Raw genomic sequence first — 23,073 nt, 5'->3', positions numbered from 1 at the left:
ACGCCCGGTCCCATTCCGAACCCGGAAGCTAAGCCCTCCAGCGCCGATGGTACTGCACTCGACAGGGTGTGGGAGAGTAGGACACCGCCGTACATAACATCCGAAAGGGGACCCAGTCACTGGGTCCCCTTTCGTGTTTTCATGGACAGTGCCAGTGTTGTCTTCGAAGGAGAAGTCGTGGCGGACAACAACGAAGACCGTCGTTCGTATGGAAGCGACGATCGGGATCGGCGTCGCGGTGGCGGCTCGCAGGGCGGGAACGCTCGCGGCGGCCACGCTCAGGACGGGCACCGGCGAGACAGGAACACCGGCGAGAGCCGGGACGGCGGCGGCCACCGCGGCCAGGAACGCCGATCCGAGGGCGGGTTCCGCGGCGGCGACCGCAGGCCGGACCGGCGCGCAGGTGACGACCGCCGTTCCGGCGGTGACCGATCGACCGGGCGCGGTGACACCCGCGGTGAGCGCCGGTCCGACGGCGGCTACCGCGCTGCAGGCGGCGACAACCGATCGGATCGCCGATCCGGTGGCGACCGGCGCGGTGGCGGGCCCCAGCGGCGCGGCGGCGAAGGCGCCTTCGCGCCCCGGCCCCGCGACGGCGGCGTCTACCCCGAGCGGCGGGCGGCGCGTCCGGACGAGCCGGAACTACCCGAGGACATTCAGGCGGGCGAGCTCGACCCCGCGGTCCGTCGTGACCTGCTCAGCCTCGACAAGTCGAATGCGAATACCGTCGCCCGTCATCTGGTGATGGCGAGCAAGCTGCTCGAGGACGACCCGCAGCAGGCTCTCGCCCATGTTCGCGCCGCCCGGCAGCGCGCAGGCCGGGTCGCGGTGGTCCGGGAGACCGCGGGCATCGTGGCCTACCACGCCGGCGAATGGGCGGAGGCGTTGTCGGAGTTGCGGGCGGCGCGGCGCATGGCCGGTGGGCCCGGCCTGCTCGCCGTCATGGCCGACTGCGAGCGCGGTCTCGGCCGCCCGGAACGCGCGATCGAACTCGGCCGCAGCGAGGAGGCCCGCGCACTCACGGGTGACGAGGCCACCGAGCTGCGGATCGTCGTTGCCGGGGCGCGGATGGACCTGGGACAGGCCGACCAGGCCGTGGTGACCCTCCAGACCCCGGAACTCGACGCGTCGAAGACCGGCCCGACCGCGGCCCGGCTCTTCTACGCGTACGCGGATGCGCTCGTCGCGGCTGGTCGGGTCGAGGACGGGTTGAAGTGGTTCCTCAACTCGGCCGCGGCGGACCTCGACGGCGACACCGATGCCGAGGAGCGGGTGGCCGACCTATCCGGCGACCAGTGAGCCGATCGGCACTCCGGGAGCACCATGACGTGCTGCTCCTCGATCTGGACGGAACCGTGTACGCGGGGCCCCATGCGATTCCTGGCGCCAGGGAGGCGCTGGTGGTCGACGGCGGGCCGAGGCTGTATTACGTCACCAACAACGCCAGTCGCAGTCCCGGCGAGGTCTCCGGACACCTGAACGAACTCGGTTTTCCCGCAACGGAATCCGAGGTCGTCACCAGCTCCCAGTCGGCAGCCCGGTTGTTGGCGCTGCGGGTTCCGCCCGGCTCCCCGGTGCTCGTCGTCGGGACCGAGGCGTTGGCCGAGGAGGTCCGCGTCGTCGGGCTGCGCCCGGTGCGCAGCTTCGACGACCACCCGGTCGCGGTGGTGCAGGGGCACTCACCCGACACGGCGTGGCGGATCCTCGCGGAGGCAACCCTCGCCATCAGGGCCGGGGCGTACTGGGTGGCGACCAACATCGACACCACGCTGCCGACCGAGCGTGGACTGTGCCTGGGCAACGGGTCGATGGTGGCGGCACTGCGGACCGCGTCGGGTCGCGAACCGGAGGTCGCGGGGAAGCCTGCGCGCCCACTGATGGACGACGCCGTGCGGCGCAGCGGCGCACAACGGCCACTGGTGGTCGGGGACCGCATCGACACCGACATCGCGGGGGCGAACGAGGCGGGCCTTGAGTCGCTGCTCGTGCTGACCGGCGTCAGCACCCCGGCCGACCTGCTGGCCGCGCCCCCCGCGCAGCGCCCGACCTACCTCGCGATGTCCCTCGCGGCGCTGGCCGAGGCTCCGGATGCGCTGCGCATCGCGCCGCACCCGCAGGTGCGCACCGCCGTCGCAGGCACGGTGCTCACCGTGGACGCCGCTCGCACCGTCGACGCGGTATCGGTGTTGCGTGCCGCCCTCGCCGCCGCCTGGGCCGCCCCCGAGGTGACCGAGGTGCGCGGCGTCGATCAGCTCCGCTGACCGTGCGTGGTTTTCACCCCGACCGGGGTGAAAATCACGCACGGGCGCCGCAGGCGCGCGGGGCCGGGGCGATCGGCTAGCGTTGACCGCGATGAGTACGCCGACACCGAAGCCAGGACAGCACCTGCCGGGCCCGCCGCGGACGGTCGACCCCGCGGAGATCCACGCGGAGGTCGACGGCCTTCTCGCGGAGCTGACCACGGCCTCCCTCGACAGCCCCGACGGACACCGAGCCATACCGCGGCACGCCCACGTGCTTGAGCGTGCCCACGACGTCCTGGTGCAGGCCCTCGAGACAGTGGACAAGGTCTGAGGTGGCCAGGCGCGCACGAGTCGACGCCGAACTCGTTCGGCGAGGTCTGGCTCGCTCCAGGGAACACGCCGCACAGCTGATCGCGGACGGCCGGGTACTGATCAACGGGGCGGTCGCCGTCAAACCCGCGACCGGTGTGGAAACGGGAACCCCGCTGCTCGTCACCGAGGAAACCGACGAGGTGTCGTGGGCGTCGCGTGGCGCCCACAAACTCCTCGGCGCGCTCGAGGCATTCGAGCCGCACGGGCTGTCCGTCGCGGGCAAGCGCTGCCTCGACGCGGGCGCGTCCACCGGCGGATTCACCGACGTGCTGCTGAGCCGGGGCGCATCCCGCGTGGTGGCCGTCGACGTCGGATACGGGCAGTTGGTCTGGCGGCTGCAGTCCGACGACCGGGTCACCGTCGTCGACCGGACCAACGTGCGGTCCCTCGAACCGGACCAGATCGGTGGTCAGGTCGGCGTGGTCGTCGCGGACCTGTCGTTCATTTCGCTGAAGCTGGTGCTCGGTGCGTTCGTCGCCTGCGCGGCCGACGGCGCCGACCTGGTCCCTATGGTCAAGCCGCAGTTCGAGGTCGGCAAGGAGCGTGTCGGATCCGGTGGCGTGGTGCGGGATCCGGCGCTGCGCGCCGAGGCCGTGCTCGATGTTGCCCGGGCCGCCGACGCCCTGGGACTGCGCACACTCGGCGTCGTGGCCAGTCCGTTGCCGGGGCCCTCCGGCAACGTCGAATTCTTCCTGTGGCTCCGCAAGCAGGCCGAGCCCGGTGCCGACGACGTCGCGGAGCTCGTGCGGCGCGCCGTAGAGGACGGCCCGCAGTGACCCCGCAGCGGGGCGACCGCGAGATCCTCGTCGTCGCCCACACCGGCCGCGCCGAGATCACCGACATCACCTGCCGGATCGCCCGGGTCTTCGCCGACGCCGGTATCGGCCTGCGGGTCCTCGCGTCCGAAGCCGACCACACCAGCCCGCAGCCCGCGGACCGCCCCGACCTCGGGGGGCCGGACGGCCGCCCGCCGACCGTCGTCGAGCCCGGGCCCGCCGCCGCGGTGGGATGCGAGCTGGTTCTGGTCCTCGGCGGCGACGGCACCTTCCTCCGCGGCGCGGAACTGGCGCGGGCCGCAGACATTCCGGTGCTCGGCATTAACCTGGGCCGGATCGGGTTCCTCGCCGAGACCGAGGCTGAACACCTCGAGGAGGCGCTCGGACTTCTCGTTCGCCAGGACTACCGGGTCGAACGCCGGATGACGATCGACATCGTGATCCGGGTGGACGACGTGATCGTCGACCGCGGCTGGGCGTTGAACGAGGCCAGCATCGAGAACGTCTCCCGGCTGGGGGTGCTCGAGGTGGTGCTCGAGGTCGACGGCCGGCCGGTGTCGTCGTTCGGCTGCGACGGTGTCCTCGTGGCGACCCCGACCGGCTCCACCGCGTACGCGTTCTCCGCAGGAGGCCCCATCGTCTGGCCGGAACTTGAAGCGCTGCTGGTGATTCCGAGCAACGCGCATGCGCTGTTCGCGAGGCCCCTCGTCACCAGCCCGGAATCGCTGATCGCGATCGAGACCTTCGCGGGCGGCCACGACGGGGTGGTCTTCTGCGACGGCAGTCGCACCCTGGCCGTCCCTGCGGGCGGGCGCGTCGAGGTGGTCCGTGGCGCGGACCCGGTCAAGTGGATTCGACTGGACTCGGCACCGTTCGCGGACCGGATGGTGCGCAAGTTCGACCTGCCGGTGCGGGGGTGGCGCGGCCGAGGCGGTCGCGGGGAAGGAGACAGCAGGGGTGCTCACTGAAATCCGGATCGACTCCCTCGGCGCGATCGCCAGCGCAGGCGCCCGGTTCCACGAGGGGCTGACGGTCCTGACCGGTGAGACCGGCGCGGGCAAGACGATGGTGGTCACCAGCCTGCACCTGCTCAGCGGTGCGCGCGCGGATGCGGGCCGGGTCCGGGTCGGGGCCGAGCGCGCGGTCGTGGAGGGCCGGTTCTCCACCGCGAACGTCGCTCCCGCCGCCGCCGCGGAGGTGGACCGCCTGCTCGACTCCACGGGCGCCGAACGCGACGAGGACGGAACCCTCATCGCGGTGCGCACCGTCGGCGCCGACGGCAGGTCCCGCGCGCACCTCGGTGGGCGCAGTGTGCCCGCCGGGGCGCTCGCCGAGCTGACCACCCCGCTGCTCACCGTGCACGGGCAGAACGACCAGTTAAGGCTGCAGCGCCCCGATCAGCAGCGCGCGGCCCTTGACGAGTTCGGGGGCGTCGCAGTCGGTTCCCTCCTCGACAAGTACCGGGGCCTGCGGGCGCGGTGGCTCGAGGCGCGCGCCGAACTCGACGACCGCACCCGCAGCAGCCGGGAACTCGCGCAGGAGGTGGATCGGCTCGAGTTCGCGTTGAACGAGATCGACGCGGTCGACCCGGCCCCCGGTGAGGATGCCGCGATCGTCGCGGAGGTGCGTCGTCTCGGCGACCTGGACTCGCTGCGCTCGACCGCGGCGGACGCACAGGCCGCGCTGGTCGGCGCGGCCGACCTCGGCTCGGACGTCGGCCCCGACGCGTCCGGCGCGTTGGACCTGCTCGGCGACGCCCGCGCCCGTCTCGACTCGTCCGACGATCCGGCGCTGACCGCGCTGGCGCCGCGGCTGGCCGAGGCGATCACCGTCCTCACCGACGTGTCATCGGACCTGACCGGATACCTTGAGGACCTGCCCGCCGATCCGGGTGCCCTCGACACCCTGCTCGGGCGGCAGGCGGAACTGAAGTCGCTGACCCGCAAGTACGCGGCGGACGTCGACGGCGTCCTGGACTGGGCCGCGCAGGCGAGGGAGCGGCTCGGCCGGATCGACGTGTCCGCGGACGCACTCGCCGCGCTCGCGGCCCGCGTCGACGAGGCGGCAGGCGCGGTCGCTGCTGCCGCTGCGGCGCTGTCCAAGGCGCGGGCGAAGGCAGCGGTGAAGCTGGGCAAGGCGGTGTCCGCGGAACTCGCCGGTCTCGCGATGGGCAAGGCGACGCTCGAGATCACGGTGCGTCCGATCCCCGCGACCGCCGAGGACGCGGCACCGCTCGACGTGGCCGGGGTGCGGCTGCACGCGGGCGGCGCAGGCGTCGACGAGGTGGAGTTCCGGCTCGCCGCGCACTCCGGAGCTCCGGCGTTGGCGCTCGGGAAGAGCGCATCCGGCGGCGAACTGTCCCGGGTGATGCTGGCGCTGGAGGTCGTGCTCGCCGGTGCGCAGTCCGGCTCGACGATGGTCTTCGACGAGGTCGACGCCGGGGTCGGTGGCCGCGCCGCGGTCGAGATCGGGCGTCGTCTCGCCCGCCTGGCCCGGACCCATCAGGTCATCGTCGTCACCCACCTCCCGCAGGTCGCGGCCTTCGCGGACACCCACCTCGTCGTCGACAAGGTGGACGGAGCCCGCAGCGCGGATTCCGGTGTGCGGACGCTGACGGACAGCGAACGGGTGGGGGAGCTGGCCCGGATGCTCGCCGGCCTCGGCGACACCGAAACCGGCCGGGCGCATGCCGAGGAGCTGCTCGCGACGGCGAACGCCGAGCGCACCGCGTAGCCGGTGCTCGGGTCACCCGTTCGGGTCGCCGCCAGCGTGTCGCTGATGGTGATTGTGGGACGCGTGGGGTAGGAGATTCGGCGCGCCTCCCCGGCCGGAGACCTCGTCGGCGTCATCATCGTTGGCATGAAGATGCCCGCTCTGTTGTCACGAAACACCGAATCGCTGCCGGGCGTCACCGGCATCGCCAGGGTTGACCGCAACACGGCGAAGCTGCTTCGCCGCGTCGGCCCCGGCGACATCGTCGTCCTCGACGAGCTCGACCTGGACCGGCTGACCGCCGACGCGCTGGTCGAGGCGGGCGTCACCGCCGTCGTCAACGCGTCCCCGTCGATCTCCGGCCGCTACCCCAACCTCGGTCCCGAGGTGCTCGTCGCGAACGGGATCGTCCTCGTCGACTCGGTCGGGGAGGAGGCGTTCAAGAAGGTCAAGGACGGCGCGAAGATCCGCCTCCACGACGGCGACGTCTACACCGGTGAACGGCGCCTGGTCGGCGGTGTCGAACAGTCCGAGGCGGAGATCTCGGACCTGATGATCGAGGCCAAGACCGGTCTCGTCGACCACCTCGAGGCGTTCTCCGGCAACACGATCGAGTTCATCCGCACCGAGAGTCCGCTGCTGATCGACGGTGTCGGCGTTCCCGACGTCGCCGTCGACCTGCGGGACCGGCATGTCGTGGTGGTCGCGGACGGGCCGGACCACGCGGCGGACCTGAAGAACCTCAAGCCGTTCATCAAGGAGTACGCGCCGATCCTGATCGGTGTCGGTGCGGGCGCGGACACGCTGCGCGCCGCCGGGTACCGGCCCGACCTGATCGTCGGCGACCCGGACCACGTCAGCGCGGCCACCCTCAAGTCCGGCGCCGAGGTGGTGCTCCCCGCGGACCCGGACGGGCACGCCCCCGGCCTCGAACGCATCCAGGACCTGGGCATCGGTGCGATGACCTTTCCCGCCGCCTGCGCGCCAGCCGACCTGGCGTTGCTGCTCGCGGACCATCACGGTGCCTCGCTCATCGTCACCGTCGGCAGCACCGTCTCGCTCGACGAGTTCTTCGACCGGGGACGGCGCGACGCCAATCCGGCGGCGTTCATGACCCGGCTGAAGGTGGGGCCGAAACTGGTCGACGCCAAGGCGGTCGCCACCCTCTACCGCAGTCGGGTGTCCGGCGCCGCGATCGCGCTGCTCGTGCTGGCGGCGCTGACCGCGGTGATCGTCGCGCTGGTCGTGTCGAACATCGGCGGCGAGGCCCTGGACTGGGCGGTGAACACCTGGAACAGCTTCGCGCTGTGGATCCAGGGATTCTTCAAGTGATTTCTGCGCGTCAACACGCGATCTCCATCGCGGCGATCTTCCTGGCACTGGCGATCGGCGTCGTGCTCGGGTCGGGCACCCTGTCCGATTCGCTGCTGTCCGGGCTGCGCGACGACAAGTCGCAGATGCAGGACCAGATCAACGACCTGCATCAGTCGAACAATCAACTGGGGGAGCAACTCTCGGCCGCCAACGGGTTCGATGCCGCGGTCGGATCCCGGGTGGTCCGGGATGCGCTTGCCGGGCGCACGGTGGTCGTGGTGACCACCCCCGACGCGGACCCGGGCGACCTCGACGGGCTGACCCGGCTGATCGGGGCCGCTGGCGGCAGCGTCACCGGACGGGTCGCGGTGACGGAGGCCTTCGTCGACGCAGCCAACGGCGACCAGCTGCGCACCATCGTGACCAACGTGATCCCGGCGGGCATCCAGCTGCGCACCGGCGCCGTCGACCAGGGCAGCCTCGCGGGCGACCTGCTCGGGTCGGTGCTGCTGCTGAACGCGCAGTCGGCGCAACCGCAGAGCACCCCCGAGGAACTGGCGCTGGCCCTCGACGCGCTGCGCGCGGGCGGGTTCATCGCCTACGACAACGGCGCGGTGGCGCCAGCGCAACTCGCGGTGGTGCTGACCGGTTCCGGTGCCGATGCGGACGGCGGCAATCGGGGCTCGATCGTCGCGCGGTTTGCCGGGGCACTCGACAGTCGGGGAGCGGGTGCCGTCCTCGCGGGCCGCCCCGGCTCCGCGGCGGGCAACGGACCCGTCGCCGTGGTGCGATCGGACACCGCGCTGTCGGCAGGCGTGTCCACCGTCGACGATGTGGATCGCGAGTCGGGACGGATCACCACGGTGCTCGCGGTGCAGGAGCAACTCGGCGGCGGATCCGGACGGTACGGGACCGGTCCCAATGCGATGGCGGTCACGGTCGGGGCGCCGATCGGCTGAGCATCACACGGGCCCGCGGCCCGGTAACGGGTGCGGCGTGCAGAGGTTCGGCCGCACAGGTGTTACCGTGAAGTCCCGTGGGTCGGCAGGCCCCAGCTATACCCTTGGTCAAGTCCTGCAAGTCGTCACGGGAGTCCTTCTTGCCACTGTCACGCAGTCACACGCGTACCGCCACCAAGCACATCTTCGTCAGCGGGGGCGTCGCGTCCTCGCTCGGCAAGGGCCTGACGGCGTCCAGCCTCGGGCAGCTGCTCACTGCCCGTGGCCTGCGGGTGACGATGCAGAAACTCGACCCCTACCTCAACGTCGACCCGGGCACCATGAACCCGTTCCAGCACGGTGAGGTGTTCGTCACCGAGGACGGCGCGGAGACCGACCTCGACGTCGGCCACTACGAGCGGTTCCTCGACCGCGACCTCAACGCGTTCGCGAACGTGACCACCGGGCAGGTGTACTCCTCGGTGATCGCGAAGGAGCGGCGCGGCGAGTACCTCGGCGACACCGTCCAGGTCATCCCGCACATCACCGACGAGATCAAGTCCCGCATCCTCGCGATGGCTGGCGCGGACGCCGACGGCCAGGTGCCGGACGTCGTGATCACCGAGATCGGCGGCACCGTCGGCGATATCGAGTCGCAGCCCTTCCTCGAGGCGGCCCGCCAGGTGCGGCACGACGTCGGTCGCGACAACTGCTTCTTCCTGCACGTGTCGCTGGTGCCGTACCTCGGTCCGTCCGGGGAGCTCAAGACCAAGCCGACGCAGCATTCGGTGGCGGCGCTGCGCAACATCGGTATCCAGCCCGACGCGCTGATCCTGCGCTGCGACCGGGACGTGCCGCAGGCGCTGAAGGCGAAGATCGCGCTGATGTGCGACGTCGACGTCGATGCCTGCATCTCCACCCCCGACGCCCCGTCGATCTACGACATCCCGAAGGTGCTGCACAGCGAGGGCCTCGACGCCTACGTGGTGCGTCAGCTCGGCCTGCCGTTCCGGGATGTCGACTGGACCGTGTGGGGCGACCTGCTCGAGCGGGTGCACAACCCGCGCGAGACGCTGCGCGTCGCCCTCGTCGGCAAGTACGTGGACCTGCCCGACGCCTACCTGTCCGTCACCGAGGCGCTGCGCGCCGGCGGCTTCGCGCACCGCGCGAAGGTCGAGATCGACTGGGTGCCGTCCGACGTGTGCGAGACCGAGGCGGGCGCACAGCAGGCGCTCGGCGAGGCGGACGCGATCCTGATCCCCGGTGGGTTCGGCATCCGCGGCATCGAGGGCAAGCTCGGGGCCATCCGCTACGCCCGCACCCGCAAGCTCCCGCTACTGGGCCTGTGCCTCGGCCTGCAGGCCGTCGTCATCGAGGCCGCGCGGTCGGTCGGCCTCGACGACGCCAACTCCGCCGAGTTCGAGCCCGACACCACCCATCCCGTCATCTCCACGATGGCCGACCAGGAGGACATCGTCGCGGGCGAGGCCGACCTCGGTGGCACCATGCGTCTCGGCGCCTACCCGGCGGTGCTGGCGAAGGGGTCCGTCGTCGCGAAGGCGTACGGCAGCGAGACCGTCTCCGAGCGGCACCGGCACCGCTACGAGGTGAACAACGCCTACCGGGACCGGATCGCGAAGTCCGGCCTCAAGTTCAGCGGCACCTCCCCGGACGGGCACCTCGTCGAGTTCGTCGAGCTGCCCGCCGACAAGCACCCGTTCTTCGTTGCCACGCAGGCGCATCCGGAGCTCAAGAGCCGGCCGACCCGCCCGCACCCGCTGTTCGCCGCGTTCGTCGGGGCGGCCCTGAAGTACAAGGCGGCCGAGCGGCTAGAGGTCGACGTGCATCCCGAGGACTCGGCGGCGCAGGCCGACGGCGTCGACGCGCCGACCGCGGGCTGACCGTGCGATGAGCCGTCCGGGAGAGCACGACTTCGCCACCGTCAGCAGCCGCACCGTGTACGAGGGCGCGATCGTCGCGTTGCGGGTCGACGAGGTGGCGATGCCGGGCGGCACGACCGCGCACCGCGAGGTGGTCGAGCACCACGGCGCGGTCGCGGTGGTCGCGGTCGACGAGCGGGACCGCCTGGTGCTGATCAACCAGTACCGGCACCCGCTCGGGCGGCGGCTGTGGGAACTGCCCGCCGGGCTCCTCGACGCGGCAGGCGAGGACCCGGTGGACGCCGCCCGCCGGGAACTCGTCGAGGAGACGGGTCTGACCGCCGACCGGTGGTCGGTGCTCGTCGACGTCGCCGCGTCGCCCGGCTTCACCGATGAGGTGATCCGGGTGTACCTGGCGACCGGACTCACCGAGGTGGACCGGCCGGACCCCGAACACGAGGAGGCCGACCTCGAGATCGTGCGGCTCCCGGTCGCCGAGGCCGTCGACCGGGCGCTGGCGGGGGACATCGTGAACGCGACCGCGCTGTCCGGGATCCTGGCGTTGGCCGCGTCCCGTGCCCGCGGGGACGGCCGCGGCCGGCCGGTCGACGCAGACTGGATCGACCGGCCCACCGCGTTCGACCGGCGAGGGCACGGCGCCTGAGGTGCTCGGGACGCAGGTGTCGAGTTACCTGGCGCACCTCGCCGTCGAGCGGGGCGTCGCCGCGAACACGCTGTCGTCCTATCGCCGGGACCTGGAGCGGTACAGCGAGTACCTCACCTCGCGGGGGATCGACGACCTCGACCGGGTCGCGGAACGACACATCACCGACTTCGTGGTCGTGCTGCGCCGCGGCGACACCGGCAACGGGGTGCGTCCGCTGGCGCCCGCGTCGGCGGCCCGTGCCCTGATCGCGGTCCGTGGGCTGCACAAGTTCGCGACCGCGGAGGGTTTCACCCGCGCCGACGTCGCGCACGCCGTGAAGCCACCTGCGCCGAGCCGACGGCTCCCGAAGGCGCTACCGGTCGACCAGGTGATCGCCCTGATCGAGTCGACTGGCGGCGAGGATGCGGCCGATCAGCCGCGGGCACTGCGGGATCGGGCGCTGCTCGAGGTGCTGTACTCGACCGGCGCCCGGATCTCCGAGGCCGTCGGGCTGGACCTCGACGACGTCGACGTCGTCGACCGCGCGGTGCTGCTGAGAGGCAAGGGCGGCAAGGATCGCGTCGTCCCGATCGGCCGCCCCGCCCTCGCCGCGCTTGAGGCGTACCTGGTGCGCGGCAGGCCCGCGCTCGTGGTCCGCGGAGGCCCCGCCGTCTTCCTCAACTCCCGCGGCGGCAGGCTGACCCGGCAGAGTGCCTGGCAGGTGCTGCGCTCGGCGGCCGACCGGGTCGGACTCGCCGACGGGGTGTCCCCGCACACCCTGCGGCACTCGTTCGCCACCCACCTACTCGACGGCGGCGCCGACGTGCGCGTCGTGCAGGAACTGCTCGGCCACGCCTCGGTCACCACCACACAGATCTACACCCTGGTCACGATCGGCTCGCTGCGGGAAGTGTGGGCGGGCGCACACCCCCGCGCGTAATCACAGGCCGCGCTGGCGATCCCGCGCAGCAGTAACGTCGCATCGCACCCGAACGACAGGTGGGGTAGCTGCTACTGGAGGGGAACTCAATGGGAAGCACACTTCTCGCGGCTGCCCGCGCGACGGCCGTTGCCGTGTCAGGGTTGGCGTTCGCGGGTGTCGTCGGCTCCGGCACCGCCCAGGCCGACCCCGCCCCGTGTGTCGTGCAATGGGACGCATTCACCGCGGCGGCCACCTGCCATGACACCGGTGCCCCGCCCGGCAGGGAGTATGCCCTGGTCGTCGACTGCTGGGGTCTGCACGGGATCCCCAACGCCTTTCCGCTCTATGCGATCGGCCCCTACAGCCAGTCCAGTCCCTCCTTCGCGCCGACAGGCCAGGCGACGGGGGCATGCGGCACGAACTGGGGCGCCCCTTCGATGAACCTCGGTGTGATCACCGGCGCCCACGTGGCGACCTATCGCTGATCGTTGGCCGCTACCGGTCCACGACCGCCGCGAGGAGTCGGTGCCCGGCGTCCGCGATGTAGGCCGCGAACTCGTCCGATTCCTCGATGGTGAAGCCGAGGCCGGAGAGGACTAGCACGGTGGCGAGCCACTCGCAGGAATCGACGTGGGCGGTGTACCGACAGCGCGAACCGTCGATCGGTTCGAGAGACCCGTCGATGCGGTGGAGACGTGTCGCGGCATCGCGCGCGTCCGTGTGCAGGGTCAGCACGACCCGCAGGGACGCCGGCCCGCGGTACCGATCGCCGACGTGACCCGCGACATCGTCGGTCGGTAGCGGCCGGGGGCGGAACGTGGCGTTCGCCGGAATCGGCGACGAGATCCGGTCGAGTCGGAAGCTTCGCCAGTCGGCACGGGTGGTGTCCCAACCGAACAGGTACCAGCGTCCCCTGACGCGCACGATCCGATAGGGCTCGACGGTCCGGCTGCTGCTTCGTCCGCCGCGCGCGTGGTCGAAGGTGACGCAGGTGTGCGTCGTGATGCTGTCGGCGAGCCGGCGCACGGTGTCCGAGCTGGGCTGCGGGTGGCGGGTGGCCTCGATGTCGATGGCGGCGAGCAGGTGGTCCGTTCTCAGCCGCAGGGCCCTGGGCAGGAGGCGGCGAAGCTTCGTGATCGCGCGGTCGGCGGCGTCGGACTCAAGGTCGACGCCTGCCCCGCCCGCCGTGACGAGCCTGAGCCCGAGCACCACGGCGACGGCCTCGTCGTCGTCGAGCATGAGGGGCGGGAGCGCCGCTCCGGCGACGAGCCGGTAGTGGCCACCCGGTCCGCGGGTGCTCACCACCGGATAGCCCTGTTCCCGCACGTGCTCGATGTCGCGGCGCAGGGTGCGCGGGGTTGTCTCCATCGCGGCGGCCAGGTCGGCGGCGGACCAGTGGCGGCCCGACTGCAGTAGGGACAGCAAGCGCAGCATCCGTTCCCGCGTGGTCCCCATCATCGGCCTCCTGATCTGACAGCCCCCGTAATTGTGGTCAGAATACGACCACAATGGATTGTAGCGTCGAGAGCATGAATCGGGATGCGGGTGATGGTCCGGGCCGTGATCGAGGATTGTGGATCACGGCCCTGGGTGCGCGGACGAACAACCTTCGTGACCTGTCGGTGCGCGTGCCCAAGCACGTCCTGACGGTGTTCACTGGCGTGTCCGGGTCGGGGAAGTCGTCCCTCGCGTTTGACACGATCGCGGCAGAAGCGCAACGGTTGGCCGCCGAGAGCTACCCGGTGTTCGTGCGCAACCGGCTCCCACAGCATCCGCCGGCCGATGTCGACCTCGTGGACGGGTTGACGTTCACCACGATTGTCGACCAGCGCCGCTTCACCGGTAACGCCCGTTCGACCGTCGGCACCGCCAGCGACATCGCACCCCTGCTGCGTCTGCTGTTCTCCCGGCTCGGGGAGCCCTCGGCAGGATTCTCGCCCTCGTACTCGTTCAACGATCCGAGCGGAATGTGCCGGACCTGCGAGGGCATCGGCACTGTGGACGACATCGATCTGACGCGACTGCTCGACACCTCGCGGAGTCTGCGGGAGGGTGCGGTGCGGTTCCCGTCCTTTGCGCCGGGCACCTATCGGTGGAAGCGATTGGTCCATGCCGGCCTCGTTGACCCGGACCTCCCGCTCACCTCTCTGCCGTCGGCGGAGCTGGACAGCCTGCTGAACGCGCAGGGACTGCGCCTGACGAATCCGCATCCCGAGTACCCGGAATCGCGGATCTTCGACGGAATCCTGCCGAGGCTACGGAACTCGTATCTCCGCAAGCGGCCAGCGCGGCTCACCGACGAGGAGAAGGCCGCACTGGACCACATCGTCACCCGGCGTACCTGCCTCGACTGCGGCGGCACGCGACTGAACGCCCGCGCCCGCGCGAGCCTGATCGACGGTCGTTCGATCAGTGACTGGTCGGCTCTGCCGGTCAGCGACCTGCGTGAGGTAGCCGCGGGGGTGCGGTCGACCGCGGTCGCCCCGCTGCTCCGGGCCGTCGGAGACCGGCTCGCCGCCCTCGACACGGTCGGCCTCGGCTACCTCAGCCTTGACCGGGACTCGAGTTCACTCTCTGGCGGTGAGGCGCAGCGCGTGAAGATCGTCCGTCACCTCGGCAGCGCGCTCAGCGACGTGACCTACGTCTTCGACGAGCCAAGCACCGGTCTGCACCCGCATGACGTGCACCGACTGCTCGAACTGCTCGCGCGGCTCCGCGACGCGCACAACACGGTCCTGGTGGTCGAGCACCATCCCAGTGTCATCGCTGCCGCCGATCACATCATCGACCTCGGGCCGGGCGCGGGCACGAACGGCGGCACCATCCAATACGAGGGCGACCCCACCGGGCTGCTGCAGGCGGACACCGACACCGGCCGCATGCTGGTCTCGCTGATCCGCGTGCGGGACCGGATCAGAACGGTCCGTGGGTCGGTGACGATCGAGAATGCCCGCACCCACAACCTGCGTGACGTCACGGTCGAGGTTCCCCTCGGTGTGCTCACCGCCGCCTCCGGCGTTGCGGGCTCCGGGAAGAGCACACTGTTCGCTACCGAGCTGCCCCGGCAGCATCCGGGCTTCCTGGTCGTGGACCAGGCGCCGTTGAGGGGTGGCGTTCGCTCGACGCCCATCACCGTTCTCGGTGTCGCCGAGTCCATTCGTAGCGTCTTCAGTGCTGCCACAGGTCTTCATCCATCCTGGTTCAGCGCGAATGGGCGCGGGGCCTGTCCGGTTTGCAAGGGCAAGGGCAGCATCGTCACCGACCTCGCGTTCCTCGACGACGTGCAGACCGCGTGTGACGCCTGTGGCGGGTCACGCTTCAACACCACCACGTTGGCCGCAACCTTCCACGGCCACACGGTGGCGGACCTCCTCGCGATGAATCCGGCCCGGGCGATCGAACTGCTTGCCGAGCGCCCCGACATCGCCGACCGGCTCCGCTGGATCGAACGCGTTGGGCTCGGCTATCTCTCGATCGGCCAGAGTCTCGACACCTTCTCCGGTGGTGAGCGTCAACGGCTGTTGCTTGCCCGGCACCTCGGGGACGGCACGGACGTCAGCGAGCTGAGAATCGTGCTGGATGAGCCGACCGCCGGCCTGCACGGCACCGATGTCGACCGCCTGCTTCATCTCTTCGACGAACTCGTCGACGCCGGAGCAACGATCGTCGTCATCGAGCACAACCTGCGGGTCATCGCGCACGCCGATCACGTCATCGACATCGGCCCCGGTGCAGGCCACCACGGTCGCGTTGTCGTGTTCCAGGGCAGCCCTCACGAGCTGATCCGCTCCACCGCATCGGTCACCGGCCGCTACCTCAGGCAAGCCGCAACTCGATCCTCCGGGGCATCCGAACGGATCGGGTCGTGAAACACCTTCGTGCCCAGCATCATCCGGCGCTCGCGTGCACGGCGAACGCATCGTCTCCGGGAGCCGCCCCGACACGACCGACCGATCACTGCTCCGTCAGTGTCGCGGAGTCAGGTAGCCGCGGGAGAACGCCGTGGCAACGGCGGCCGCACGGTCATTGACACCGAGCTTCGCGTAGACGTGCAGCAGGTGTGTCTTGACCGTCGCCTCGCTGATGAACAGTTGCCTCGCCGTGTCCCGGTTCGTCGAGCCGCCAGCGATCAGCTCGAGCACCTCGAGTTCACGCCGCGACAGCGGCTCCCGTGCCGGTTGCCGCAGCTGGCCGACGAGCCGGGTCGCGACGGCTGGAGAGAGCATCGCCTGACCCTGGGCCGTCGCCTGCACCGCCCGGAACAGTTCTTCCCTCGGCGCGTCCTTCAGCAGGTAGCCCGTCGCGCCGGCCTCGATTGCGGGCAGCACGTCGCTGTCGGTGTCATACGTGGTGAGCACCAACACCCTGGCGGGCACCCCCCGCTCGGCGAGCTCCCTGATGGCGGTGACGCCGTCGGTCCCGGCCATCCGCAGATCCATCAGAATCACGTCCGGTCGGATCCTGGTCGCGGCGGCGACGGCCTCCGCGCCGTCGGCGGCTTCGCCGAGAACCTCGAATCGGGGGTCCGCGCTGAACATGCTCCGCAGCCCGTCCCGCACGACCGGGTGATCGTCGACGATCAGCAGGGAGATCACTGCCCGCCGCCAGCCGGGATCGCCGGTACGGAGGCCGAGATCGCGGTGCCCGCGCCAGGCTCGGACTCGATGTCGAGTCGGCCGCTGAGGCGCTGCACGCGTTGCCGCATGCCTGCGAGCCCGAATCCGCCGTTCGCGGCGCCGTTCACGCGGGCGGCGCGGGGATCGAAACCGACACCGTCGTCACGCACGTCGAGGGTCACCAGGTCCTCCATGTAGGACAGGGTCAGGCCGACCCTGGCGGCGTCGGCGTGCTTGGCGACGTTGGCGAGGGCCTCCTGCGCGGCCCGCAGCAGTGTCACCTCCACATCGGTGTGCAGGGGTCTGGGGTCACCGGTGACCGTCAGGACCGCGCGGATGTCGTTGGTCTCCGACCAGCCCCGGGCCACGTCGCCGATCGCGTCCGGGAGCCGGGAGTCCGCGAGCACCTGCGGTTCCACCGCGTGGACCGTCCGACGCGCGTCGATCATTCCACCTCGCGCCAGGTCCATCGCTTTCGCAACACGTCGACGCGACGCCGACGGGCCGTCCATCGTCTGCTCGGCAGCCTGGAGTTGGGTGACGATGCCCGCGAGGCTTTGGGCCAGCGTGTCGTGGATCTCGCGCGCCATCCGCTGCCGCTCGTCCAGGACGCCTGCCTCGCGTGCCTGCGTCACCAACCGGGCGTGCAGCGCGGCGTTCTCGTCCAGTGCCGCCTCCAGCCTGGCGTTGGCGTCATGCAGGTCGGCGAGTGCCCGCGCCTGCCGGTGACCGTGCTGCTCGGTCGTGTCGGCGAAGTAGAAGAAGGTTCCGGCCAGCACGATGCTGACCACGCTGATCGCGACCCACACCCCCAGGTCGTCGGGGGTGATCCTGGACAGTCCGCCCAGGTAGGTCACCGTCATGATCAGGGACGTGGCGACAACACCGACGTACCGCCACGGGCCGGTCAGGAACAGGAACGCATGGACGTATCCGATGAAGGCGAAGATGCCGTACCAGGGCGCGAGTGCCACCAGGCAGGCGCACAGCACCATGAGCCCGGCGTAGTACACGCCGATCACCGGCCCGGCGGAGCGCGATCGGTTTAGGAGGCGAGGCCAGAGCAGCCAGACGGCGGCCACGAACGTGAGACCCAGAGCGGCCGACAGGTGCACCGAACCCGTGTGCAGCACAGTGATTGCGGTGCTCGATGCCAGGAGAAGGTACGGAAGAACCACGATGACCACGGTCTCCCGGCGCTCCGCCCGCTCGCGCCCTGCCCGCGGCGCCACCTCGTTGCTCATGATCTACTCCCACCGGAAGTACCGCGCGGCCAGTCCGCCGGCCACGATCGTCCATCCCACCATGACCGCGAGATGGAGCGGTTGCGGCCAGTGCCCGGCGGTGGCGTCCTGAAGGGACTGTACGCCCGAGCCCAACGGGGTGAAGTCGCTGATCGTGCGGAGGACGTCGTTCATCGCCTCGCGCGGTATCCACAGGCCGGCGAAGAATATCAGCGGGAAGAACAGCACCAGCCCGATCGCGCCTGCGCTCGTGGCACTGGGCGCCAGCGACGCGACGAGGAGCCCGATCGTCAGCATCGCCGATGCCGTCAGCGCGAACGCGACCGGATAGGCCAGCAGGTTCCGTGGCAGGGTCACGGCGAACACCAGTCGGCCGATGACGAGCACGAGCATCGTTGTCGCAGTTGCCATGATCGTGGACATCAGTAGTTGCGCGGCAAGCATGACGGTGGGCTTGACCGGCGTGATCCGCATCCGCCGCAGGACGCCCTTCTCCCGGTAGGCGGCGAACTGTTGGGGCAGGCTGCTGGTCGCCAGCGTCGTGACGGCCAAGGCGACGACGATGGGCGAGTACAGGTCGATGATCCGTAGGCCGCCGAGGACCGGGTCGGGCTCCCGGAATGACGGGATCGCACCGAGGACGACGAGCAGGAGTGGTGGGAGCACGAGCGCGAAGATCACGCTGATCGGCTCGCGGAAGAAGAGCCTGGTTTCGGTGGCGGTGAGCCGCAGCAGGGCTGGCATGTCGGCCTCCTCAGTTCTCGACGCGGTGGCCGGTCAGCGCGACGAACGCATCGTCCAGGGAGGTCTGCTCGACCCGCAGGTCGGCTGCGGTGATGTGATGGCCGGCGAGCGCGGTGACCACGGCCGACAGGACATTTCCGGTGCCCGTCACCACGACCTGATGTCCGGCCAGCCCCACCGAGACGACCTCGGGCAGTGTGGTCAGCACCGCGGGGTCCAGTGGTTCGGACGGCCGGAACCGGATCCGCTGACGGTCCTCGACCTTCGCGACCAACCCGGCCGGGGTGTCGAGCGCGACGAGCCGGCCGGCATCGATCACGGCGATCCGGTCGCAGAGCCGCTCGGCCTCCTCCATGAAGTGGGTGACCAGCAGAACGGTGACGCCTCGGTCACGGATGCGCTCGACGAGCTCCCACGCGTCGCGACGGGCCTGCGGGTCCAGGCCGGTCGTGAGTTCGTCGAGCACAGCCACCCGTGGGTTGCCGATGAGCGCGAGCGCGATCGACAGCCGTTGCTGCTGTCCGCCGGACAGTCGCCGGTGCTGCGTGTTCAGTTTGTCGGTGAGCTTCAGTGCCCCTGCCAGCTCCCGCCAGTCGGCGGGTTCACGGTAGAAGGAGCTGTACAGATCCATCGCCTCACCGACGGTCAGCTTGCCGGGCAGCCCGCTCTGCTGCAGTTGCGCGCCGAGCAGTTGCCGCAGCTCGTCGGAGTCGTCCCGCGGGTCGATACCGCAGACGCGAATGGTTCCGCCGTCCGGGGTGCGTAGCCCCTCGATGCACTCGACGGTGGTGGTCTTGCCTGCCCCGTTGGGGCCCAGGATGCCGAAGATCTCGCCGCGCTCGACGGCGAAGCCGACACCGTTCACGACGGTGTGGTCACCGTAACGCTTGACGAGGTCGTCTACCTCGATGATTGCCATGACTCGAGCCTGCCCGTCCGCGCACCGTCGCCGAATCGACTGTGCAGCCAGCGTTGGCGCGCGATCCGGTTGATACCGCAGTCAACCGATCGGTTGATGCCGGGTGCGCCGACACCCTCGCCATGTAGCCCCGGTTCGGTGTCCATCCGAGCCGCCCCGGCCGGGGCACTCCGACGCGACGTCCGATTCCCGCCAGCGCGCACTGCCGTCAGGCAGCAGCCTGATGGAGGCGCCGATCCCGTACCCACCCCGAAAGGACTCAACGATGTCTGCACGACTGGAATCCAAGGTCTTCGTCGTCACCGGCGGATCGTCCGGAATCGGCCTCGCGGTGGCTCGTCGCCTCACCGCCGACGGCGCCAGCGTCGTCATCGGCAGCCGACGCAAGGATGTCGGTGAGCAGGCGGTCGAGAGTCTGCGGGACGCAGGCGGCACGGCGATCTTCGTCCCCGCCGACGTGTCCGTCGAGGACGATGCCGCGCTGCTCGTCACGACCGCCATCGCCGAATTCGGTCGCCTGGACGGCGCTTTCAACAATGCAGGCGGGGTGAACGCGTCGGGCCCGGTCTCGACGATCGAGGCGGACGCCTGGAACGCCGAACTGGCGCAGAACGTGACGAGTGTTTTCAACTGCCTCAAGCACCAGATTCCGGCGGTACTCGAGGCCGGTGGCGCGATCGTCAACAACGCGTCCAACCTGGGTGTTGTTGCGCTGCCGGAGGTCGCACCCTACGTCGCCGCCAAGCACGCGGTCGTCGGGCTGACCCGCTCGGTGGCGCTCGAGGTGGCCGCACGGGGCGTGCGGGTCAACGCCATCACGACGGGCGGCGTGGACACCCCGCTGCAGCGGAGTTCGATGTCCACCACCGACGAGGCGCTCGCCTACGTCGAGTCGCTGCACCCGGTGAACCGCATCGCGCAGCCCGCCGAGATCGCGCCGCTCGTCGCCTTCCTCCTCAGCGACGAGGCGTCGTTCATCACGGGTGCCGCGCTCGCCATCGATGGCGGATTCACCGCCCGTTGACCCTGGTTCGACGATCGCGGCCGGGCGGGGTCCGCCGCGGTGCCCGCGAGGGCCGCGTCCGGGATCCCACCGGTCCGCGGCCGGTACGCGGGTGGCGCCGCGCGTGTCCGTGGCGGCTTCGCGCGGCCAGACGGTAGCGTCTTGGTCGAGCAGCGCGAGCGAGAAAGGGGCCGTCGGATCGTGATGACACCTCAGCCACCCATCGGCGTGGTGGCCGCCGACACCGACCGGCCACTCGGCCCGACCGGGCGTCCCCTGCGCGAGATCCCCGATCCGTTGCCCGTCGCAGCGCACGGGCCCGCGAAGGTCATCGCGATGTGCAATCAGAAGGGCGGCGTCGGCAAGACCACCTCGACGATCAACCTCGGCGCCTCGCTTGCCGAGTACGGCCGCCGGGTGCTGCTCGTCGACCTCGACCCGCAGGGCGCGCTGTCCGCGGGTCTCGGCGTCGCGCACCACGACCTGGACCTGACCGTGCACAACCTGCTGGTGGATCGGAAGGTCTCCATCGACGACGTGCTGATGCGCACCCGCGTCGAGGGCATGGACCTGCTGCCGAGCAACATCGACCTGTCCGCCGCCGAGATCCAGTTGGTCACCGAGGTCGGCCGCGAGCAGACCCTCGGCCGGACGCTGTACCCGGTGCTCGACCGCTACGACTACATTCTGATCGACTGCCAGCCGTCGCTCGGGTTGCTCACCGTCAACGCGCTCGCCTGCGCGGAGGGGGTGATCATCCCGATGGAATGCGAGTACTTCAGCCTGCGCGGGCTGGCGCTGCTGAACGACACTGTCGAGAAGGTTCGGGACCGGCTCAACCCGCGGCTGCAGATGTCGGGCATCGTGGTCACCATGTTCGACGCCCGAACCCTGCACGCCCGTGAGGTGATGACCCGGGTCGTTGAGGTGTTCGGGGACCTCGTCTACGACACCGTCGTCAACCGGACGGTGCGGTTCCCGGAGACCAGCGTCGCCGGGGAGCCGATCACCACCTGGGCGCCGAAATCCGGTGGTGCGCAATCGTATCGGTCACTGGCCCGCGAGGTCATTGCGAGGTCCGGCAGGTAGATGGACGCGGAGCACACCGTCCGGACCGAGTCAGAGGAGGACGCAGGCGCCGGCGGATTCCGGGTTCGGCTGCGCAACTTCGAGGGACCGTTCGACCTGCTGCTGACCCTGATCAGCCAGCGCCGACTCGACGTCACCGAGGTGGCCCTGCATCAGGTCACCGACGACTTCATTGCGTACACGCGCGAGTTGGGCGCCGAGATGGAACTCGACCAGACCACCGAGTTCCTTGTCGTCGCGGCGACCCTGCTCGACCTCAAGGCCGCTCGGCTGCTGCCGTCCGGTGAGGTCGACGACCCGGAGGACCTGGCGTTGCTCGAGGCCCGCGACCTGCTGTTCGCGCGCCTGCTCCAGTACCGCGCCTACAAGCAGATCGCGCAGCTGTTCGCCGAACTCGAATCGGTCGCCCTGCGCCGGTATCCGCGGTCGGTGGCGCTCGAGGACCGCTACCTCGGTCTGCTTCCTGAGGTGACCCTCGGCGTCGACGCCGCCGCGTTCGCGGACATCGCGGCCGCCGCGTTCGCGCCGCGCCCGGTGCCCACCGTCGGGCTCGGTCACCTACACGCCCCGGTGGTGTCGGTGCCCGAGCAGGCCGCGCTGCTGCTCGACCTGCTGCGGGACCGCGGGCAGGGGGAGTGGGCCGGATTCGCCGACCTGATCACCGATTGCGAGATGACCGTGCAGATCGTGGCACGATTCCTGGCGCTGCTGGAGCTGTACCGGCAGCGCGCGGTCGCGTTCGACCAGCCCGAACCGCTCGGCATGCTGCGGGTCAGCTGGACCGGGGAGGGCGGAGTCGACGGACACGCCATGGCGAGTGCGGAGGATTACGGGTGAGCGACGTCGACACCACAGACTGCGACCTCAGCGAGAACGGGGACCTACCCGTCGACGACAGGGCCGACGACCGGCTCGACGATGCGGCCGACGACCGGCTCGACGACGACGAGCTCGCCTCCGCGCTGGAGGCGATGCTGCTGGTCACCGACGCCCCGGCGCAGGCGGCGTCGCTGGCATCCGCGGTCGGGGAGCCGCCGAAACGGGTGGAGGGGATGCTGCGCCGGATGTCGGCGGCCCTGACCGCGCGTCGCAGCGGAATCGACCTCCGCTACGCGGGCGACGGGTGGCGGATGTACACCCGCAACGAGTACGCGCCGTACGTCGAGCGACTGCTCCTCGACGGGGTCCGATCGAAGCTCACACGTGCCGCGTTGGAAACCTTGGCGGTTGTTGCGTACCGTCAACCTTTGACCCGTGCGCGGGTGAGCGCGGTGCGCGGAGTGAACGTCGACGGCGTCATGCGCACCCTGCTCGCCCGGGGTCTGATCGCGGAGGCCGGGCCCGACCCCGACACCAACGCGACCACCTATGCGACGACCGAGCTGTTCCTGGAGCGGCTCGGGCTGGCCTCGCTGGCGGACCTGCCCGCGCTGGCCCCGTTGCTGCCCGATGTCGACGTGATCGACGACATCAGCGACGACATGGAGTCCGATCCGCGGTTCGCGAAGCTGCGCAGGCGGGTGGACACCGGTCCCGTCGTCGACACCCGAGTCGACGACGAGGACACCTGACCGATCGACTGAACGGAACCGTTCAGTCGATCAGATCGACTGAACGGTTCCGTTCAGTCGGACGAGATGAAGTGACAAGGGAAG

22 protein-coding genes and 1 rRNA gene are annotated in these 23,073 nt (G+C 70.4%); 18 read left to right on the top strand and 5 right to left on the bottom strand.

All coding sequences use genetic code 11. The annotated features are described in order from the left end of the window. The 13 genes from rrf to ACFWQG_RS09060 all read left to right on the top strand — a co-directional run. Window positions 1-93: ribosomal RNA gene (gene rrf / locus ACFWQG_RS09120) — 5S ribosomal RNA — on the top strand; the annotation flags it as partial. 84 nt (window positions 94-177) lie between these two features. Continuing rightward, window positions 178-1,299 carry a hypothetical protein gene (locus tag ACFWQG_RS09115; RefSeq protein ID WP_378507270.1) on the top strand — a complete coding sequence of 374 codons (1,122 nt, stop codon included), beginning with the start codon at window positions 178-180 and terminating at the stop codon, window positions 1,297-1,299. Beyond that, window positions 1,296-2,261: an HAD-IIA family hydrolase gene (locus ACFWQG_RS09110; RefSeq protein ID WP_378507269.1), complete on the top strand. Its 966-nt coding sequence runs from the start codon at window positions 1,296-1,298 to the stop codon at window positions 2,259-2,261. Before ACFWQG_RS09115 ends, ACFWQG_RS09110 begins: the two co-directional genes overlap by 4 nt. A gap of 91 nt (window positions 2,262-2,352) precedes the next feature. Continuing rightward, complete coding sequence (locus ACFWQG_RS09105) at window positions 2,353-2,574, top strand: hypothetical protein (protein WP_378507268.1); 222 nt, start codon at window positions 2,353-2,355, stop codon at window positions 2,572-2,574. Window position 2,575: 1 nt separating this feature from the next. Continuing rightward, window positions 2,576-3,391 (top strand): TlyA family RNA methyltransferase, encoded by an 816-nt coding sequence (locus ACFWQG_RS09100; protein ID WP_378507267.1) that lies wholly within the window; start codon window positions 2,576-2,578, stop codon window positions 3,389-3,391. Beyond that, the gene (locus tag ACFWQG_RS09095) at window positions 3,388-4,359 is read left to right on the top strand and encodes an NAD kinase (RefSeq protein WP_378507266.1); all 972 of its coding nucleotides are present in this window, start codon (window positions 3,388-3,390) and stop codon (window positions 4,357-4,359) included. The genes ACFWQG_RS09100 and ACFWQG_RS09095 overlap by 4 nt, the downstream gene beginning before the upstream one ends. Then, a complete protein-coding gene (gene recN / locus ACFWQG_RS09090) occupies window positions 4,349-6,124 on the top strand; it encodes a DNA repair protein RecN (RefSeq protein WP_378507265.1) in 1,776 nt (591 codons plus the stop codon). Before ACFWQG_RS09095 ends, recN begins: the two co-directional genes overlap by 11 nt. 126 nt (window positions 6,125-6,250) lie before the next feature. Beyond that, window positions 6,251-7,435 carry a putative cytokinetic ring protein SteA gene (gene steA / locus ACFWQG_RS09085; RefSeq protein WP_378507264.1) on the top strand — a complete coding sequence of 395 codons (1,185 nt, stop codon included), beginning with the start codon at window positions 6,251-6,253 and terminating at the stop codon, window positions 7,433-7,435. Then, window positions 7,432-8,376, top strand: coding sequence for a copper transporter (locus ACFWQG_RS09080; RefSeq protein WP_378507263.1), 945 nt, complete (start codon window positions 7,432-7,434; stop codon window positions 8,374-8,376). The genes steA and ACFWQG_RS09080 overlap by 4 nt, the downstream gene beginning before the upstream one ends. Window positions 8,377-8,516: 140 nt before the next feature. After that, entirely contained in the window at window positions 8,517-10,256 is a 1,740-nt protein-coding gene (locus ACFWQG_RS09075; protein ID WP_378507262.1) for a CTP synthase, read from the top strand. A gap of 7 nt (window positions 10,257-10,263) precedes the next feature. Further along, complete coding sequence (locus tag ACFWQG_RS09070; RefSeq protein ID WP_378507261.1) at window positions 10,264-10,899, top strand: NUDIX domain-containing protein; 636 nt, start codon at window positions 10,264-10,266, stop codon at window positions 10,897-10,899. 1 nt (window position 10,900) lies between these two features. Beyond that, window positions 10,901-11,821 (top strand): site-specific tyrosine recombinase XerD, encoded by a 921-nt coding sequence (gene xerD / locus ACFWQG_RS09065; RefSeq protein WP_378507260.1) that lies wholly within the window; start codon window positions 10,901-10,903, stop codon window positions 11,819-11,821. An 89-nt stretch (window positions 11,822-11,910) separates the two neighbouring features. After that, a complete protein-coding gene (locus tag ACFWQG_RS09060; protein WP_378507259.1) occupies window positions 11,911-12,288 on the top strand; it encodes a hypothetical protein in 378 nt (125 codons plus the stop codon). A 10-nt stretch (window positions 12,289-12,298) separates the two neighbouring features. Here the strand turns inward: ACFWQG_RS09060 and ACFWQG_RS09055 are convergent, their stop codons facing one another. Next, on the bottom strand, window positions 12,299-13,261 hold the full coding sequence (locus tag ACFWQG_RS09055) for a helix-turn-helix transcriptional regulator (protein WP_378507258.1): 963 nt from the start codon (window positions 13,259-13,261) through the stop codon (window positions 12,299-12,301). 71 nt (window positions 13,262-13,332) lie between these two features. Here ACFWQG_RS09055 and ACFWQG_RS09050 point away from each other — a divergent pair, with 71 nt between their 5' ends. After that, window positions 13,333-15,672: an ATP-binding cassette domain-containing protein gene (locus ACFWQG_RS09050; RefSeq protein ID WP_378507257.1), complete on the top strand. Its 2,340-nt coding sequence runs from the start codon at window positions 13,333-13,335 to the stop codon at window positions 15,670-15,672. A gap of 96 nt (window positions 15,673-15,768) precedes the next feature. Here ACFWQG_RS09050 and ACFWQG_RS09045 read toward each other — a convergent pair whose 3' ends face one another. The 4 genes from ACFWQG_RS09045 to ACFWQG_RS09030 are packed head-to-tail and all read right to left on the bottom strand — an operon-like array spanning window position 15,769 to window position 19,326. Further along, complete coding sequence (locus tag ACFWQG_RS09045) at window positions 15,769-16,398, bottom strand: response regulator (RefSeq protein ID WP_378507256.1); 630 nt, start codon at window positions 16,396-16,398, stop codon at window positions 15,769-15,771. Beyond that, complete coding sequence (locus tag ACFWQG_RS09040) at window positions 16,395-17,663, bottom strand: sensor histidine kinase (protein ID WP_378507255.1); 1,269 nt, start codon at window positions 17,661-17,663, stop codon at window positions 16,395-16,397. The genes ACFWQG_RS09045 and ACFWQG_RS09040 overlap by 4 nt, the downstream gene beginning before the upstream one ends. A gap of 3 nt (window positions 17,664-17,666) precedes the next feature. Continuing rightward, entirely contained in the window at window positions 17,667-18,407 is a 741-nt protein-coding gene (locus tag ACFWQG_RS09035) for an ABC transporter permease (RefSeq protein WP_378507254.1), read from the bottom strand. A gap of 10 nt (window positions 18,408-18,417) precedes the next feature. Continuing rightward, a complete protein-coding gene (locus ACFWQG_RS09030; protein ID WP_378507253.1) occupies window positions 18,418-19,326 on the bottom strand; it encodes an ABC transporter ATP-binding protein in 909 nt (302 codons plus the stop codon). Window positions 19,327-19,591: 265 nt separating this feature from the next. Between ACFWQG_RS09030 and ACFWQG_RS09025 the strand changes: the two genes are divergently transcribed. The 4 genes from ACFWQG_RS09025 to scpB all read left to right on the top strand — a co-directional run bounded on the left by ACFWQG_RS09025 (window position 19,592) and on the right by scpB (window position 22,989). Next, entirely contained in the window at window positions 19,592-20,350 is a 759-nt protein-coding gene (locus ACFWQG_RS09025; RefSeq protein WP_378507252.1) for an SDR family NAD(P)-dependent oxidoreductase, read from the top strand. A gap of 183 nt (window positions 20,351-20,533) precedes the next feature. Further along, complete coding sequence (locus ACFWQG_RS09020; protein ID WP_378507288.1) at window positions 20,534-21,418, top strand: ParA family protein; 885 nt, start codon at window positions 20,534-20,536, stop codon at window positions 21,416-21,418. Beyond that, window positions 21,419-22,255: a segregation and condensation protein A gene (locus tag ACFWQG_RS09015; RefSeq protein ID WP_378507251.1), complete on the top strand. Its 837-nt coding sequence runs from the start codon at window positions 21,419-21,421 to the stop codon at window positions 22,253-22,255. It abuts the gene before it with no gap. Continuing rightward, the gene (gene scpB / locus ACFWQG_RS09010) at window positions 22,252-22,989 is read left to right on the top strand and encodes an SMC-Scp complex subunit ScpB (protein ID WP_378507250.1); all 738 of its coding nucleotides are present in this window, start codon (window positions 22,252-22,254) and stop codon (window positions 22,987-22,989) included. Before ACFWQG_RS09015 ends, scpB begins: the two co-directional genes overlap by 4 nt. Window positions 22,990-23,073: the final 84 nt, after the last annotated feature.

Source organism: Rhodococcus sp. NPDC058532, from assembly GCF_042719255.1.
Classification (GTDB): Bacteria; Actinomycetota; Actinomycetes; order Mycobacteriales; family Mycobacteriaceae; genus Rhodococcus_G.
The sequence above is the reverse complement of the archived record's forward strand: the minus strand, read 5'-3'. Positions and strand labels throughout refer to the sequence as shown.

Coding starts and splice junctions, on each gene's coding strand:
- ACFWQG_RS09040 (WP_378507255.1), bottom strand. CDS start 17,663: ATGAGCAACGAGGTGGCGCCGCGGGCAGGGCGCGAGCGGGCGGAGCGC.
- ACFWQG_RS09105 (WP_378507268.1), top strand. CDS start 2,353: ATGAGTACGCCGACACCGAAGCCAGGACAGCACCTGCCGGGCCCGCCG.
- ACFWQG_RS09055 (WP_378507258.1), bottom strand. CDS start 13,261: ATGATGGGGACCACGCGGGAACGGATGCTGCGCTTGCTGTCCCTACTG.
- ACFWQG_RS09060 (WP_378507259.1), top strand. CDS start 11,911: ATGGGAAGCACACTTCTCGCGGCTGCCCGCGCGACGGCCGTTGCCGTG.
- ACFWQG_RS09050 (WP_378507257.1), top strand. CDS start 13,333: ATGAATCGGGATGCGGGTGATGGTCCGGGCCGTGATCGAGGATTGTGG.
- ACFWQG_RS09015 (WP_378507251.1), top strand. CDS start 21,419: ATGGACGCGGAGCACACCGTCCGGACCGAGTCAGAGGAGGACGCAGGC.
- ACFWQG_RS09070 (WP_378507261.1), top strand. CDS start 10,264: ATGAGCCGTCCGGGAGAGCACGACTTCGCCACCGTCAGCAGCCGCACC.
- steA (WP_378507264.1), top strand. CDS start 6,251: ATGAAGATGCCCGCTCTGTTGTCACGAAACACCGAATCGCTGCCGGGC.
- ACFWQG_RS09020 (WP_378507288.1), top strand. CDS start 20,534: ATGACACCTCAGCCACCCATCGGCGTGGTGGCCGCCGACACCGACCGG.
- ACFWQG_RS09030 (WP_378507253.1), bottom strand. CDS start 19,326: ATGGCAATCATCGAGGTAGACGACCTCGTCAAGCGTTACGGTGACCAC.
- ACFWQG_RS09035 (WP_378507254.1), bottom strand. CDS start 18,407: ATGCCAGCCCTGCTGCGGCTCACCGCCACCGAAACCAGGCTCTTCTTC.
- ACFWQG_RS09025 (WP_378507252.1), top strand. CDS start 19,592: ATGTCTGCACGACTGGAATCCAAGGTCTTCGTCGTCACCGGCGGATCG.